The organism is Aliiruegeria lutimaris (assembly GCF_900099935.1).
Classification (GTDB): domain Bacteria; phylum Pseudomonadota; class Alphaproteobacteria; order Rhodobacterales; family Rhodobacteraceae; genus Tropicimonas; species Tropicimonas lutimaris.
Window position 1 is genome coordinate 40,331 of the sequence record NZ_FNEK01000018.1, and the last position, 15,244, is coordinate 55,574.

At 61.5% G+C, this 15,244-nt stretch carries 12 protein-coding genes and 1 pseudogene; 9 read left to right on the forward strand and 4 right to left on the reverse strand.

The window, feature by feature from the left end; all coding sequences use genetic code 11:
• The first annotated feature begins 72 nt into the window (after nucleotides 1–72).
• The 9 genes and pseudogenes from BLR85_RS10380 to BLR85_RS10420 all read left to right on the forward strand — a co-directional run bounded on the left by BLR85_RS10380 (nucleotide 73) and on the right by BLR85_RS10420 (nucleotide 10,216).
• Nucleotides 73–1,617, forward strand: coding sequence for a sugar ABC transporter ATP-binding protein (locus BLR85_RS10380; protein WP_093155078.1), 1,545 nt, complete (start codon nucleotides 73–75; stop codon nucleotides 1,615–1,617).
• Complete coding sequence (locus BLR85_RS10385; protein WP_170844525.1) at nucleotides 1,614–2,597, forward strand: ABC transporter permease; 984 nt, start codon at nucleotides 1,614–1,616, stop codon at nucleotides 2,595–2,597. Before BLR85_RS10380 ends, BLR85_RS10385 begins: the two co-directional genes overlap by 4 nt.
• On the forward strand, nucleotides 2,594–3,592 hold the full coding sequence (locus BLR85_RS10390) for an ABC transporter permease (protein ID WP_093155080.1): 999 nt from the start codon (nucleotides 2,594–2,596) through the stop codon (nucleotides 3,590–3,592). Before BLR85_RS10385 ends, BLR85_RS10390 begins: the two co-directional genes overlap by 4 nt.
• Entirely contained in the window at nucleotides 3,592–3,906 is a 315-nt protein-coding gene (gene rhaM, locus BLR85_RS10395; RefSeq protein ID WP_093155237.1) for an L-rhamnose mutarotase, read from the forward strand. Before BLR85_RS10390 ends, rhaM begins: the two co-directional genes overlap by 1 nt.
• Nucleotides 3,903–5,315, forward strand: a complete 1,413-nt coding sequence (locus BLR85_RS10400) for an FGGY-family carbohydrate kinase (RefSeq protein ID WP_093155083.1) — start codon at nucleotides 3,903–3,905, stop codon at nucleotides 5,313–5,315. The genes rhaM and BLR85_RS10400 overlap by 4 nt, the downstream gene beginning before the upstream one ends.
• Nucleotides 5,316–5,331: 16 nt before the next feature.
• On the forward strand, nucleotides 5,332–6,579 hold the full coding sequence (locus BLR85_RS10405) for an L-rhamnose isomerase (RefSeq protein WP_093155086.1): 1,248 nt from the start codon (nucleotides 5,332–5,334) through the stop codon (nucleotides 6,577–6,579).
• 10 nt (nucleotides 6,580–6,589) lie between these two features.
• Nucleotides 6,590–7,429, forward strand: coding sequence for a rhamnulose-1-phosphate aldolase (gene rhaD / locus BLR85_RS10410; protein WP_093155090.1), 840 nt, complete (start codon nucleotides 6,590–6,592; stop codon nucleotides 7,427–7,429).
• 300 nt (nucleotides 7,430–7,729) lie between these two features.
• Nucleotides 7,730–9,145 (forward strand): annotated as a pseudogene (locus tag BLR85_RS10415) (transposase).
• 294 nt (nucleotides 9,146–9,439) lie between these two features.
• Nucleotides 9,440–10,216, forward strand: coding sequence for an SDR family NAD(P)-dependent oxidoreductase (locus tag BLR85_RS10420; protein ID WP_093155095.1), 777 nt, complete (start codon nucleotides 9,440–9,442; stop codon nucleotides 10,214–10,216).
• Between the two features lie 479 nt (nucleotides 10,217–10,695).
• Here the strand turns inward: BLR85_RS10420 and BLR85_RS10425 are convergent, their stop codons facing one another.
• The 4 genes from BLR85_RS10425 to BLR85_RS10440 all read right to left on the reverse strand — a co-directional run bounded on the left by BLR85_RS10425 (nucleotide 10,696) and on the right by BLR85_RS10440 (nucleotide 15,056).
• Nucleotides 10,696–11,727, reverse strand: a complete 1,032-nt coding sequence (locus BLR85_RS10425) for a Fe(3+) ABC transporter substrate-binding protein (protein ID WP_093155098.1) — start codon at nucleotides 11,725–11,727, stop codon at nucleotides 10,696–10,698.
• Nucleotides 11,728–11,895: 168 nt separating this feature from the next.
• Nucleotides 11,896–13,293 (reverse strand): TRAP transporter large permease, encoded by a 1,398-nt coding sequence (locus BLR85_RS10430; RefSeq protein WP_093155105.1) that lies wholly within the window; start codon nucleotides 13,291–13,293, stop codon nucleotides 11,896–11,898.
• A 6-nt stretch (nucleotides 13,294–13,299) separates the two neighbouring features.
• The gene (locus BLR85_RS10435) at nucleotides 13,300–13,980 is read right to left on the reverse strand and encodes a TRAP transporter small permease (protein ID WP_093155108.1); all 681 of its coding nucleotides are present in this window, start codon (nucleotides 13,978–13,980) and stop codon (nucleotides 13,300–13,302) included.
• A gap of 74 nt (nucleotides 13,981–14,054) precedes the next feature.
• The gene (locus tag BLR85_RS10440) at nucleotides 14,055–15,056 is read right to left on the reverse strand and encodes a TRAP transporter substrate-binding protein (protein ID WP_093155111.1); all 1,002 of its coding nucleotides are present in this window, start codon (nucleotides 15,054–15,056) and stop codon (nucleotides 14,055–14,057) included.
• Nucleotides 15,057–15,244: the final 188 nt, after the last annotated feature.

Genomic DNA, 15,244 nt, shown 5'->3' on the forward strand with positions numbered 1-15,244 from the left:
CTTGTCTCCCGGGTTCGGCCCATCCGGCGCCGAACCCACCCTTCATCACACATTGAACGGCTGGATCTCGCAATGTACCTCAGCCCTGATGTCAGCAAGGCAACCGACGCCCTCATGACAGACCCGATCCTCTCCCTCGACGGCATCACGAAGATCTTTCCGGGCGTGCGCGCACTCTCCGATGTCAAGCTCGATCTCTATCCCGGCCAGGTGACTGCGCTCGTGGGTGAGAACGGGGCCGGGAAGTCGACCATCGTCAAGGTCCTGACCGGCATCTACCAGCCCGAAGAGGGTACGATCCGCGTCGATGGCCAGGAAACCCGCTTTCCAACCGCCCAACACGCTGCCGATGCCGGCATCACCGCGATCCACCAGGAAACCGTCCTGTTCGATGAGCTTTCGGTGGCCGAAAACATTTATATCGGCCACGCGCCGCGCGGAAAATACGGGCTGATCGACACCGCGCGGATGCGTCGGGACGCCAAGGAACTGCTCGACCGCGTCGGCGCCGAAATCGACCCTGCCGTGCCCCTCAAGGATCTCGGTATTGCCAACAAGCACCTCGTTGCGATCTCCCGCGCGCTCTCCATCGATGCGCGCGTGGTGATCATGGACGAGCCGACCGCAGCCCTCAGCCAGAAGGAGATCGAGGAGCTTTACGAGCTGGTCGACCGTCTCAAGGCCGAGGGCAAGGCGATCCTCTTCATCAGCCACAAGTTCGACGAGATCTTCCGCATTGCCGACCGCTACACCGTGTTCCGTGACGGGCAGTATGTCGGTGCCGGAGCCATGGCCGATATCACAGAGGATGACCTCGTGCGCCTGATGGTCGGCCGCTCGGTCGAAAATATCTTCCCGGAGCGCGATGCGACGCCCGGCGACGAGATCCTGCAGGTCTCGGGTTACTGCCACCCGACCGAGTTCGAGGACATCAACTTCACTCTGCGCAAGGGTGAGATCCTCGGCTTCTACGGTCTCGTCGGCGCAGGCCGGTCCGAAGTGATGCAGGCGCTCTTCGGCATCACGAAACCTTCCGCCGGCACGATCTGCGTCGACGGAAAACCACGCCGCATCGGCTCGACGGCGGAAGCGGTCGAATCCGGTATCGTCTATGTGCCGGAGGATCGCGGAAAACAGGGTGCGATCATCGGCATGCCGATCTTCAAGAACGTCACCCTGCCATCGCTGAACCGCACTTCGAAAAACGGCTTCACCCGGATGGCCGAGGAATTCGCATTGGCGCGGAAATATACCGAGCGGCTCGACCTGCGGGCGGCTTCGCTCGATCAGGATGTGGGCAACCTCTCCGGCGGCAATCAACAGAAGGTGGTGATCGCCAAATGGCTCGCCACCGAGCCCAAGATCATCATCCTCGACGAGCCGACCAAGGGCATTGATATCGGCTCCAAGGCCGCTGTCCACGCCTTCACCGCCGAGCTTGCCGCGCAAGGATTGGCGGTGATCATGGTTTCCTCGGAGATCCCCGAGATCGTCGGCATGTCCGACCGGGTGATCGTGATGCGCGAGGGGCGCATGGTCGCCGAACTTCAGGGCGACGAGGTGACCCCCGAAACGCTTGTCCGACACGCAGCCGGCATTTCGGAGGGTTCGGCATGATTTCCAACATGATAAAATCCCGCGAGGCCATCCTTCTGGCAGCGATCCTCGGGTTGCTGGCGATCATCGCCTCGCGTTTTCCGGCCTATGTGGAACCGGGCAACCTTATCAACGTCTTCAATGACACGTCGACACTGATCATCCTGGCCATGGGCCAGATGTGCGTGATCCTCACCCGCTGTATCGACCTTTCGGTGGCGGCCAATGTGGCGCTCACCGGCATGGTCGTGGCCACGCTCAACACGTTGATGCCCGGAATGCCGGTGGTCGCGATCCTCGTCATCGCGCTCACGCTCGGCGCCTGCCTCGGCGCGGTCAACGGTTTGCTGGTCTGGAAGCTCCAGATTCCGGCCATCGTCGTCACGCTGGGCACGATGACCATCTTCCGCGGTATCGTCTTCCTGATCTCCGACGGCAAATGGATCAACGCGCACGAGATGAGCGCGGGCTTCAAGGCCTTTCCACGCATGGAGATCGCCGGCCTGCCGATGCTGTCCTGGATCGCGATCCTCGTGGTCATCTGCTTCGTGGTGATCATCAACCGCACGCCGCTCGGCCGCTCCTTTTTCGCCGTCGGCGGCAACCCGCACGCGGCAGTCTATACCGGCATTGATGTCGGCCGGACGCAGTTCCTGGCCTTCACCATCTCCGGCATGATGGCCGGGCTCACGGGCTATCTCTGGGTGTCGCGCTTCGCCGTGGCCTATGTGGACATCGCAGGCGGGTTCGAGCTTGAAGTCGTCGCAGCCTGTGTCATCGGCGGCATCTCCATCGCCGGCGGTGTCGGCTCGGTGGCAGGCACGCTTCTGGGCGCGCTCTTCCTCGGGGTGATCAAGAACGCCCTGCCGGTCATCAATATCTCGCCCTTCTGGCAGCTCGCGATCTCGGGCAGCGCGATCATCATCGCCGTCGCCTTCAACGCGCAGTCCAGCCGCACCAAGGGCCGGGTCATCCTCAAATCCGCGGAGCACACGGCATGACCGACGCAACTCATCACCATGTTCCCGACCGCCTGACCACGCCGCTTCAGCGCGCGCTGAAAAGCTGGGAAACGCTCCTGTTGACCGTCGCGGTGGCGATCTTCATCGTCAACTCCTTCGCCTCGCCCTACTTCCTCAATGCCTGGAACCTGAGCGACGCGACCTTCAACTTCACCGAAAAGGCCATGATCGCTTTCGCCATGGCGCTGGTCATCATATCGGGCGAGATCGACCTCTCGGTCGCTTCGATCATCGCGCTCACCTCGACCGCGATGGGGGCGGCTGCGGAAGTGGGCGTCGGCACGCCCGGCATCGTCGCCATCGGTCTCACGGTCGGGCTGGCCTGCGGGGCGTTCAACGGCGCGCTGGTCACAGGGCTGGGTCTGCCGTCCATCGTCGTCACCATCGGCACGATGAGCCTTTTCCGCGGCATCTCCTATATCGTGCTGGGCGATCAGGCCTTCATGAACTACCCCGACAGCTTCGCCTGGTTCGGACAGGGCTATGTGTTCTGGGTAATCACCGTGGAATTCGTCTTCTTTCTCGCCTTCGCGGCGGTCTATGGCGTGGTGCTGCACAAGACCAATTTCGGACGCGGCGTGTTCTCCATCGGCAATAACCCCGTCGGCGCCCTCTTCTCCGGTATCCGGGTCAAGCGGGTGAAGTTCATCCTCTTCCTGCTGACGGGCCTCATGGCTGCCTTCGCCTCGGTCTGCCTGACCTCCCGGCTCGGCTCAACGCGCCCCTCCATCGCCTTCGGCATGGAGCTGGAGGTGGTCACCATGGTGGTCCTTGGCGGGGTCAACATCCTCGGTGGCTCCGGCTCGATCCCCGGCGTGGTGATCGCGGCCTTCGTCATGGGGCTGGTTACCTTCGGCCTGGGCCTGCTCAACGTGCCGGGAATCGTCATGTCGATCTTCATCGGCTTGCTGCTGATTGGCGTCATCGCCTTGCCGCGGCTCTGGTTCCAGATCCAGGTGATGAGGGGCAAATGATGCAGAAATATGCTTTCCGCATGCGCCTCACCCCCGGTTGCCGCGAGGAATACCAGCGCCGCCATGACGAGATCTGGCCCGAACTGGAGGAACTGCTGCGCGGGGCTGGCATCTTGGACTATTCGATCCACCTCGATCCGGAGACAAACCTGCTCTTCGGCGTGCTCTGGCGGACCGATGATCACCGCATGGACAGCTTGCCCGAGAGCCCGGTTATGCAACGCTGGTGGGCGCACATGGCCGACATCATGGAGACCGGACCCGACAACAAGCCGGTCGTGACCGAGCTGGAAACGGTGTTTCACCTGCCATGAGCACGTACAGACATGTCGCCGTCATCGATATCGGCAAGACAAACGCCAAGGTGGCCCTTGTCGACATGCAGACCCTCACGGAAATCGATGTCCGGACAACTCCCAACACCGTGCTCGATACGCCGCCCTATCCGCATTTCGATATCGACCATCTCTGGGACTTCATCCTCGAAGGTCTGTCAACGTTCCAGAAGACCCATGGAATAGATGCGATCAGCGTGACGACACATGGCGCATCTATCGTGCTTCTGGACGCCGCGGGCGGGTTGGCTGTCCCGGTTCTGGACTATGAGCATGAGGGGCCGGACAGGCTTGCGGCAGAGTATGACGCGATCCGCCCGGGCTTCGAGAGCACGGGGGCGCCGCGCCTGCCGATGGGGCTCAATGTCGGCGCACAGCTTCACTGGCTGTTGCGTACCGTTCCCGGATTGCGGGAGCGGGTGGCAAAGGTCGTGACCTATCCGCAGTTCTGGGTGGCGCGTCTGACCGGGATCGCCTGTACCGAAGTCACTTCTCTGGGCTGTCATACCGATTTGTGGGAACCGGAAATCGGTCGTTTCAGCAACCTGCCGGCGCAACTGGGGATTGCCGACAGGATGGCGCCGGCCTACCTGGCCACGGACAAGGTAGGGCCCGTGCTGCCGATGTTGGCGCAGGCCATTGGGCTGGCGCCGGGTACCCCTGTTTTCTGCGGCATCCACGATTCCAACGCCTCGCTATATCCGCATCTTCTCGCGCTCAAGAGCCCGTTCACGGTCCTGTCGACAGGTACATGGGTCATCGCCATGGCTATCGGAGGGCAGGCAACGCGGCTCGACCCTGCACGGGATACGCTGATCAACGTCAATGCGCTCGGAAACCCCGTCCCTTCGGCCCGTTTCATGGGCGGGCGGGAATACGAACTGCTGATGCGGGGGGAGAACGTCGCCCCTACAACGGACGACATAGAGGCAGTGCTGTCGTGTGGCGCGATGCTCCTGCCCTCCATTGTCCCCGAGAGCGGACCGTATCAGGGACGACGCCCGGAATGGACCGTTCGGGGGGCAAGCCTCGCGCAAGGCGAGCGTGCAGCGGTGGTGTCGCTCTACCTCGCCATGATGGCCGAGACCTGCCTCTCGATGATCGGTGCCGCGGGACCGACGCTTACCGAAGGTCCCTTCGCCCGCAACCAGCTCTTCCTCGATATGCTGGCCGAGGCGACTGGCCGACCCGTCCTCCTCTCTTGCGGGTCGGCCACCGGAACGAGTATCGGCGCCGCGCTTCTGACCCGCGGCGCCGGCGCGACGCTTTCCGAGAAACCAAGGGTGCACCCACCGCTCGATCTGAGCCGCGCCCATGCGCTCCAATCCTATGCAAAAGACTGGCGGCAAGCCTGCGGCTCGCAAATCGCCGCGGCCCATTCCGCCTGAATACAAGGAAGCTGACATGACCCGTCCCGACTACACCGCCGCGCAAGACGCCTTCGGGCATTGGGGCGTCGATACCGAAGCCGCGCTTGACCGCCTCGCAAGGATCCCGATCTCGGTCCATTGCTGGCAGGGCGATGACGTGGTGGGCTTCGAAGGCGTGACCGCGGGGAGCGGCGGCGGCATTCAGGCGACCGGCAATTATCCCGGCCGAGCCCGAACGCCTGACGAACTGCGCGCGGATCTCGAGTTTGCCTATGCCAACATCCCCGGCAAGCACCGGCTGAACCTTCACGCCAGCTATCTCGACAGCGACGAGACGCCCGAGCGCGACGCGTTGGAATACAAGCATTTCGCACCCTGGGTGGACTGGGCAAAAGAGAATGGGCTCGGGCTCGATTTCAACCCGACCTTCTTTGCCCATCCCAAGGCTGACGACAACCTGACGCTGTCGCATCCCGACAAGGGCATCCGCGATTTCTGGATCCGACATGGCGAGATCTGCCGCGAGATCGCGGCGCGCATCGGCACTGAAATGGGTAGCCCCTGCGTGAACAACATCTGGGTCCCGGATGGCTACAAGGACATTCCCGTAGGGCGGATGGCCGCCCGAGAGCGGTTGGAGGCCTCGCTCGACGCGATGCTCGCCAAGCAGTTCGACAAGGCGCAGCTCCTCGACGCGGTCGAGAGCAAGCTGTTCGGGCTGGGCGTGGAGGCCTGCACTGTCGGCAGCCACGAGTTCTATCTCGGGTACGCGATCCGCAAAAACACGCTGCTCTGCCTCGACATGGGCCATTTCCACCCCACCGAGAATATCGCCGATAAGCTCAGCGCGGTGGCGCTGTCGGTGGACGAGATCCTGCTCCATGTCAGCCGCCCGATGCGGTGGGACAGCGATCACGTGATCCTGCTCAATGACGACATTCTTGCCATGGCGCAGGAGCTGGTTTTCGGCGATCTGCTTGGCCGCACCCATATCGGCCTCGACTTCTTCGATGCCACGATCAGCCGCACGGCCGCCTGGGTCGTGGGAACCCGCAACATGCAGAAGGCGCTGCTGCGGGCGCTGCTACAACCGGTCGAGATGCTGCAGGCCAAGGAGGCCGAGCTGAACTTCTCCGACCGTTTTATACTGACCGAAGAGCTCAAGGACCTGCCTTACGGCGCGGTCTGGAAGACCTTCTGCGAGCGGCAATCCGTGCCGAGCGGCGTGACCTTGCTCAACACACTCAACACCTACCAGGCCTCCGTGGCCGACCGAAAATAAGGAGGGCGACATGCCCGAATTCACCCACGCCATCTCGTTTGTCGAAGAGGCCGCCCCGTTCGTCCAGCTCTGCTGGGACATGGGCTGGAACGAGGCGAATGGCGGTAATTTCAGCTGGCGCCTGCCGACCGACGAGATCGAGGCAATCCTGCGTCGCCGCTTTCCAAAGGCGCGCCCGACCGCCCCGCTGCCGCTCGATCAGGCCCAACCGAGCCTCGATGGCGACTACTTCCTGATGACCGGCTCAGGGCAGTTCTTCCGCCACGCTCTGGCCCATCCCGACGAGGTGTTCGGCATCATCCAGATCGTCGATGGTGGCACGGCCTATCGCACCGTCTGGGGCTTTGCCATGGGTGGTCGGCCGACCTCGGAATTCGCCACGCATCTTGTTGGCCATGCCATCCGCAAGGAGGTCTCGGGCGGGCGCGAACGCGTGATCCTGCATTGCCACGTGCCGGAGTTCATTGCGCTCAGCTTCCTGATGCCGCTCGATTCCCGCGAGCTGAGCATGGCGCTCTGGCAGAAGATGCCGGAATGCATCGTGATCTTCCCCGACGGGGTGCGCGTGGTGCCGCCGCTGCTGCCCGGCACCGTCTCCATCGCTGAAGCTTCCGCGGTGGAGCTGCGAAACAGCCGCATCATCTCCTGGAGCCACCACGGGATTTTTGCCTCCGAGGAAAGCCCGGACAAGGTCTTCGCCCTTGTCGAGACCATCGAGAAGGCATCGGCGATCCAGCGCCGTGTTCTGTCTGCGGGCGGCCCGCAACGTGGGATCGAACCATCGCTTCTGAGGGAACTCTGCGACAAGTTCGGCCATATCATGGTGTCGGAACCGGCCTTTCTGGACTGACACCTCGCCTCCTTGAGGATGTGCAAGCCGATGCCAACGACAGAGCTGAGACGTGTTTGATCGAACCGGATCCGGCAAAGTCCGGATCTGGTTTATGATCTATGTACCCATTGCCAAAACTCCCAGCGGGGGGCGAATGGCACCGCAGAGTGTCTGGCAGGTTCCGAGTGACCGGCTCGAACCGGTCTTTCGCGATGGGTGCAGCGTGCGGAAGCACAGAGCTGATTGTGTTGAAAAACTCCTGCTTGATCGGGTGGTAGGTTGCTGATTCACTTTCCGTATTGAGCGGGAGAGTTGGTGATGATGGGACCGAGGAAAGAGGCGCAAGGCGCTCTGTTCTATGAGTTCTCGCTGGAAGATCATGTCCCGCAGGATCATTTGTTACGGTCGATTGACCGGTTCGTCGATCTGAGCGGTGTCCGCGGGCATCTGACAGAGTTCTATAGCCACACTGGCCGCCCTTCGGTCGACCCCGAACTGCTGATCCGGATGTTGCTGGTAGGATATTGCTTTGGCCTCAGATCAGAACGGCGCCTGTGCGAGGAGGTGCACTTGAACCTGGCGTATCGCTGGTTCTGTCGGCTCGACCTGACCGACCCGGTTCCGGATCACGCCACGTTTTCGAAGAACCGTCATGGACGGTTTCGCGAGAGTGACCTGCTCCGCCACTTGTTCAAGATGACCGTCCAGCGTTGCATGGAAGAGGGGTTGGTCGGCGGACAGGGTTTTGCTGTAGATGCCAGCCTGATCGTCGCGGATGTCCAGAAGCAGAACTCCAGCGGTCCTGACCAATGGAAGGCCACGGACATTGATCCCGACACAGCGCCCCGAGCAGTTCGCGAATATCTGGACGCGCTGGATGATGAAGCTTTCGGCGCAGCCACCACGGTTGAACCGAAGTTCACCGCGCATGCCGATCCAGCCAGCCAATGGACCGCGGCGCGCAAGGGGCCGTTCGCCATTGTCGCTCGGACCAATGGCGCTCCAAGGCTCACTTCTTTGCCTATTCCGACAATTACCTGATCGACACCGATCATGGCGTCATCGTCGATGTCCACGCCAGCCGGTCGATCAAGACCGCCGAGGTGGGCGCGATGCGCAAGATGATCGACCAAACGAAGGAGCGGTTCGGTCTGGAGCCGGATTGGATCGCCGCGGATACCGCTTACGGATCAACCGACAACTTGTTCTGGCTCACACTCAGGCGGAAGATCCTGCCGTTCATCCCGGTCTTCGACAAAGGCGAGCGCACGGACGGCACGTTTTCCAGATCCGACTTCACCTGGGACGACGAGAACGAGCGCTACATCTGCCCCGAGGGCAAGGAGATGCGACACACTTGGCGGACCTACTCTGATCCCACCCGGAATGCGCCGAACTGGAGATCGCGCAAATACCGGGCCCGGAAATCCGATTGCATGAACTGTCCCTCGAAGAGAGTGTCCCAACTCCGAGGCGCGCGCGATCCACCGGGAGAAATACGAGATCGTCCGAAACCTCGCCCGAAGTTGCACGGCTTCCGAATTCAACGCGACGGCTCAGAGGCGCCGAAAGAAGGTCGAGATGCTGTATGCAAATCTCAAGCGTATCCTCGGGCTGCACCGCCTCCGATTGCGAGGCCCATGTGGGGTCCAAGATGAATTCACCCTCGCAGCCACCGCCCAAAACCTCCGGAAACTCGCAAAACTCAAGCCATTGGTGCCAGCCGCAGGATAGAACGGCGGCATGGCCTCAGATTGCCTCGCCAAACCAAGCCGGAAATCCGGAGCCCCCCAAAAAACCGGCGACTTTTTCAACACAATCAGCCCGTTTGCGACGGATGCTGCGTGACGCACGAAGGTCAGCTTCATTTGCGACAAGGCGACCATTGCCTTATCGGAGTACAAGAGCGACAGGTCGTCAGGAGTATCGTGAAGATCGCTCTGACGAGGAGCGTTTTTTTCACGGAAGTGGCGCCGTCCGGAGACCCAAGTTCCACGACCCGTGACGTCTCGAAGAAGGAGGAATGACATGGAAATGAATCTCGCCGGAAAGACCGCGCTCATAACCGGAAGCTCCGATGGTATAGGATTGGCCGTCGCCAGGGGGCTCGCCGCCGAAGGCGTCGCGGTCCTGATCAACGGGCGTCACGCCGACAAAGTGGATCAGGCCTGCAAATCCATTGGAGAGCTTGCGACGCCGGCCGTTGGCGATGTGGCAACCGTTGATGGCATTGCCGCCGTCCTGAAGGCCGTCTCGGAAGCTGGCGGTGTCGACATCCTGATCAACAATGCCGGCACCGGGTCGAATGAGACGATCATGGAGGCGCCGGACGAGAAATGGCAGGACTACTGGGACCTGCACGTGATGGCTGCGGTCCGTCTGGCGCGCGGTGTCGTTCCCTATATGGAGGCTCGTGGCAGCGGTGTCGTGTTGAACAATGCCTCGATCTGCGCCGTCCAACCGCTTTGGTATGAACCCATCTACAACGTCACCAAGGCAGCGCTGATGATGTTTTCCCGCACCCTGGCGACCGAGTTGGTGGGCAAGAACATTCGTGTGAATTGCGTGAATCCCGGACTGGTTCAAACGCCCGACTGGGAGAACACGGCACGTGAACTGACCGCCGAAAGCGGTGGCGACTGGCAGGGCTATCTGCAAAACGTCGCGAACGAACACGCGCCAATCAAGCGGTTCTGCACGCCCGCGGAGTTGGCGGATTTCTTTGTCTTCCTGTGTTCCGACCGCGCGAGTTACTCGATCGGTTCCACCTATTTCGTCGATGGCGGAATGAAAGTAACCGTATGATGGCGGCAATAGCCTCCTGCTGAAGCAAGGATGCAATGGCTCTCCTTCCGGGAGGTTCGAGGGCCTCCGCTCCCTTCGCCTGGGTCAACCTCGCGGTGGTCTCAGGTCTGCGTTCAGAACGGAGACAAGCATTTACGCGATACCGGTCCATTGCTGAGGTATAGATAAACGGCCCCCCTTGGGCCGTTCACGCCTGTTCGGGCCTGCCGGCCGAAGAGCCGGATTGTCCGCTGACCGGAATTTGGCGGATCTCGTGATGAAAGTCTGCTCTTCTACCCCAGGACCGGACGCCCGGAGTGCACTGCAAAGGGCGTTGCGCCTGCAACGAACGGCGGCAAGCTCAGGAAAGCCGCCTCCGAAACTATGTACGGAATCGGTCCGCTTGGGCTTCAGCTGTCCCAGCCAATTACCCCCCCCAAAAAAACGGCGCCGTCCATCTTTGGAGGCGCCGTCCCGTGGTCCCGTGAGTGGGAAACGACTTACTTCCAGCCGACCTCGTTAAAGATCTTCTGCGCCGTGCCGATATTCTCCGCCACGATCGAGAGGTCGATCTCGTCGGCCTTGAAACTGCCGAGTTTCTCGACGGAATCGGCCAGCGCGACCCCATTTACCGCCGGGAACTCGTCATTTCCGGCCGAGAAATAGACCTGCGCCTGGTCGGAGGCGAGATATTCGAGGAACTTGATCGCGTTTTCCCTGTTCGGTGCATGCGCGGCAACACCGCCGCCCGAAAGGTTCATATGCGCGCCGCGGTCGTCCTGGTTCGGGAACACCCAACCGATCCGGTCGATTTCTTCCGACACGCCTTTCACTTCCGTGCGCAGCGCACGGGCGAAGTAATAGGTGTTGGACACGGCAATTACGCACTCGCCCGAGACGATGCCCCGGATCTGGTCGGTATCGCCGCCCTGCGGCGGGCGCGCCATGTTGTCGACCACGCCCTGCGCCCAGTCCCGCGCCGCATCTTCGCCCTCATGGACAACGATGGAGGCCAGAAGGGTCTGGTTATAGGTGTTGCCCGAAGAGCGGATGCAAACCAGTCCCTTGTATTTCGGGTCGGCCAGGTCGGCATAGGTCATGGGCGGGTCGGTCAACTCGTTCTTGTCATATAAGAAGATCCGCCCGCGCTGCGAGAAACCGAACCACTGGTTGTCACTGTCCTGCAGGTTCGAGGGGATGCGCTCTTCCAGCACCGCGCTGTCAATCGCTTGCAGCACGCCGGCATCCTTGGCCCGCTTGAGCCGGGAGGTATCGACCGTCAGCAGGATGTCGGCCGGGCTGTTGGCGCCTTCGGAGGACATGCGGGCGATCATCTCGTCGGCATTGCCTTCGATCCGGTTGATCCGGATACCAGTCGCCTCTTCGAAATCCGAGTAGAGCCGCTCGTCGGTGTCGTAGTGGCGCGAGGAATAAAGGTTCAACTCCCCCTCGGCAAAGGCCATCGTGGCGCATCCGGCCAGCAGGCCCGCGAGGGCTACACTGACGAGTCGAGTCGATCGAGATTGGGACATGCGTGTCTCCGGTACCTGTCTGCGTGCTATTTGTCCGAGCGTTATTATCGGAATTATTCTCGGGCGCAAGCCATTCCTTATCATTTCACTTGGGAAAGGGCATGCCTCCGGTCAACGAAACGGGCGCCCCACCGGGACGCCCGCTTCCATCGCATCAATTTCACCGGGTCAATTGGTGATGATCTCCGGGCCCATCAAGGCGGTGGGCAGGTAGGTCGATAGCCACGGGATATAGGTCACCATGATCAGGAAGACGAAGAGCACGGCCAGGAACGGCAGCGCTGCGCGCACGACCCGCATCATTGGCATCCCCGCGACGCCGGAGGTGACGAAGAGATTGAGGCCGACCGGCGGCGTTATCATGCCGATCTCCATGTTCACCACCATGATGATGCCAAGATGGATCGGGTCCACGCCCAGCTCGATGGCGATCGGGAAAACCAGCGGCGCCACGATCACCAGAAGGCCCGAAGGCTCCATGAACTGGCCGCCGATCAGCAGGATCACGTTTACGACGATCAGGAACATCACCTTGTCGAACCCGGCCGAGAGCATCGCTTCGGCGATCTGCTGCGGCACCTGCTCGTCGGTCAGAACATGCTTCAGGATCAGCGCGTTGGCGATGATGAACATCAGCGTGATGGTCAGCTTGCCGGCCTCGTAGAGTGTGTTGATCGTGTCGCGGTGAAAGAACGCCGTGACGAGCGCATAGGGGCGCTCCAGAAGCGTCTTGTTGCGCTGGCCTTCCTCATGCGCCGCGAGCGGTCCCATGTCCCGGTAGACGAAACAGGCAACGAGGAACGCATAGACCGAGGCGACAGCGGCGGCTTCCGTCGGGGTGAAGATAGCCCCCGTGAGGCCCGGCACACCGTAGATGCCGACCATGATGATGACGATCAGCATCAATCCCCAGAAGGCGTCGCGGAACGAGGCACCAATCTCGTGCCAGCCAAGCCAGTCTCCCTTGGGCAGGTTACGGATCCTGGCGATTGCATAGATCGTGATCATCAGCATCGTGCCGGCCATCAATCCGGGAATGACGCCAGCAAGGAACATCCGGCCTACCGAGACATCGGTGGCGGAAGCGTAGACAACCATCACGATCGAGGGCGGGATCAGGATGCCGAGCGTGCCGGCATTGGCGATGACACCGGCGGCGAAATCCTTGGAATAGCCGACCTTCTGCATCGCCGCGATGACGATCGAGCCGATGGCGACCACGGTCGCGGGCGAGGAGCCCGAGAGCGCGGCGAAGATCATGCAGGCAAAGACACCGGCAATCGCCAGGCCACCCGGCAGGTGGCCGACGCAGGCAATGGCAAAGCGGATGATCCGCTTGGCGACGCCGCCGGTGGACATGAAGCTGGAAGCCAGGATGAAGAAGGGGATCGCCAGCAGTGTGTAGTGGCCCGCCATCGCCTGGTAGAGCGACTGCGCGACCGAGGCCAGCGAGCTGTCCGAATTGACCAGCAGGAAGATGATGGAGCTGAGGCCGAGGCTGACGGCGATGGGAACGCCCACCAGAAGGAGCGCCACCACCATGGCGAAGAGAACAACGATTTCCATCTGATGTCAGTCCTTGTGAAGTGCGCCAGCGCCGAGGTCGTCCTCGAGCTCGTGGCTGACGATCAGGCTTTCGCGATGACCGGCGACAACGCCGATGGCGGCCTCGATCACCCGGACCAACAGCAGCAATGCCCCGACCGGAAGGATGAGATACACAACGAGCCGCGGCAGCTTTTCGTAGCTCTCGCCCTCGTTCAGCAGCGGTTCGAGCCAGCGCAGCCAGTCGAGCATCGGGATCTGGTCGGTCTCGTACCAGGCTTGATCGCGCGTGTCGGCAAGGCCGGTCGGGAACCAGCGTCCTGTCGTCGCGTCCAGCCCCGCGAACGGCGCGTAATAGTCCCACGCCCCCTTCATCAGCAACGCTGCGTAAACGACGCAGCAGACCGCAGAGATGATCGCAGTGATCCTGCGCCCTTCAGGACTAAGCGTATTGACGAACGCATCCACGCCCAGATGCGCGGTGATGCGGAAGCAATGCGAGATACCGAAGAGAACGAGCCAGGCAAACAGCACCAGCACGACCTCCAATCCCCAGATCAGACTGTCGTTGAAAACGTAGCGCAGGACCACGTTGACGAAGGTCAACACGACCATGGTCCCCAGAAGGAGCGCGATCACCACTTCCTCCGTGCGCGCCACGGCCGCCCCGAAGGCCGTCTTCGGTTTGTGTTTCGAATGTACGCTCATGTCCCCCTCCCGCAGGAATGTTGAAAAGGGCCGCCGAGTGTCGTTGCACCGGCGGCCCGTATCCTTGCGTGGCCTTACATGCTGGCGTTGATGGACTGGGCAGCCTCGATGTTCTCGGTGCCCACGTCGCCCTCGAACTGCTCCCAGACCGGCTTCATCGCCTCGACCCAGGCCGCGCGCTGCTCGGCGTTGAGCTCGCGGATGACGCCACCGGCATCGAGGATGGCCTGGCGGTTCGCGGCGTCGACCTCGGCAATGGCGGCGTTGCGCTCCGCGGTCACCTCATCAAAGATCGTGGCCAACTGGGTGCGGACATCCTCGTCCAGGCTATCCCACCAGTCGACGGAGGTGACGACCATGTAGTCGAGAACCCCGTGGTTGGTCTCGGTGATCCCATCCTGCACTTCGAAGAATTTCTGGCCGTAGATGTTCGACCAGGTGTTCTCCTGCCCGTCGACCACTCCGGTCTGCAGAGCGCCATAGACCTCGGAGAAGGCCATCGGTTGCGGCGAAGCGCCGAGCGCTTCCATCTGTGCCACTAGCACGTCGGAAGGCTGCACCCGGAACTTGAGGCCTGCGGCATCGGCCGGGGTCAGAAGCGGCTTGTTGGCCGAGAACTGCTTCAGGCCGTTGTGCCAGAAGCCCATGCCCTTGAGTCCGCGGCGTTCCATCGAGCCAAGCATCTCCTGCCCTTTCTCGGAGCTTTGGAAAGCATCGACCGATTCCATGTTCTTGAACATGAAGGGAAGGTCGAAGATCCGGAACTTCTTGGTGAATTTCTCGAATTTCGACAGCGACGGCGCGGCCAGCTGCACGTCGCCCTGCAGCATCGCTTCCAGCACCTGGTCGTCATTATAGAGGGTCGAGTTCGGGTAGACCTCCATGCAGGCCTTGCCGTTCATCTCGTCGTTCACGCGCTGCTGGAGCAGGCTGGCGGCGATCCCCTTGGGGTGCTTGTCGGTATTGGTCACATGGCTGAACTTGATGACGATTTCGCCCTCGTCACAGCTGGCCAGCGCCGCGCCCGCACCAATCACAAGAGAAATGGCCGTCGCAGCGGCTGTCACGTATTTCATCTAGATGTCCTCCCAAGACATTTGATCTGTCGCGCCCTGCTCTCCTGCAAGGCTTGACACATAGCAAACAGAGGACAGGCAATTCGGCCAACAGGAAAAATCACGCGCCCACGAAATTCAAATTTTTCACATGAAAAACAAATACATGACTGGCGATCCAGACACCTCCGGACACCACCTCCTGTCCG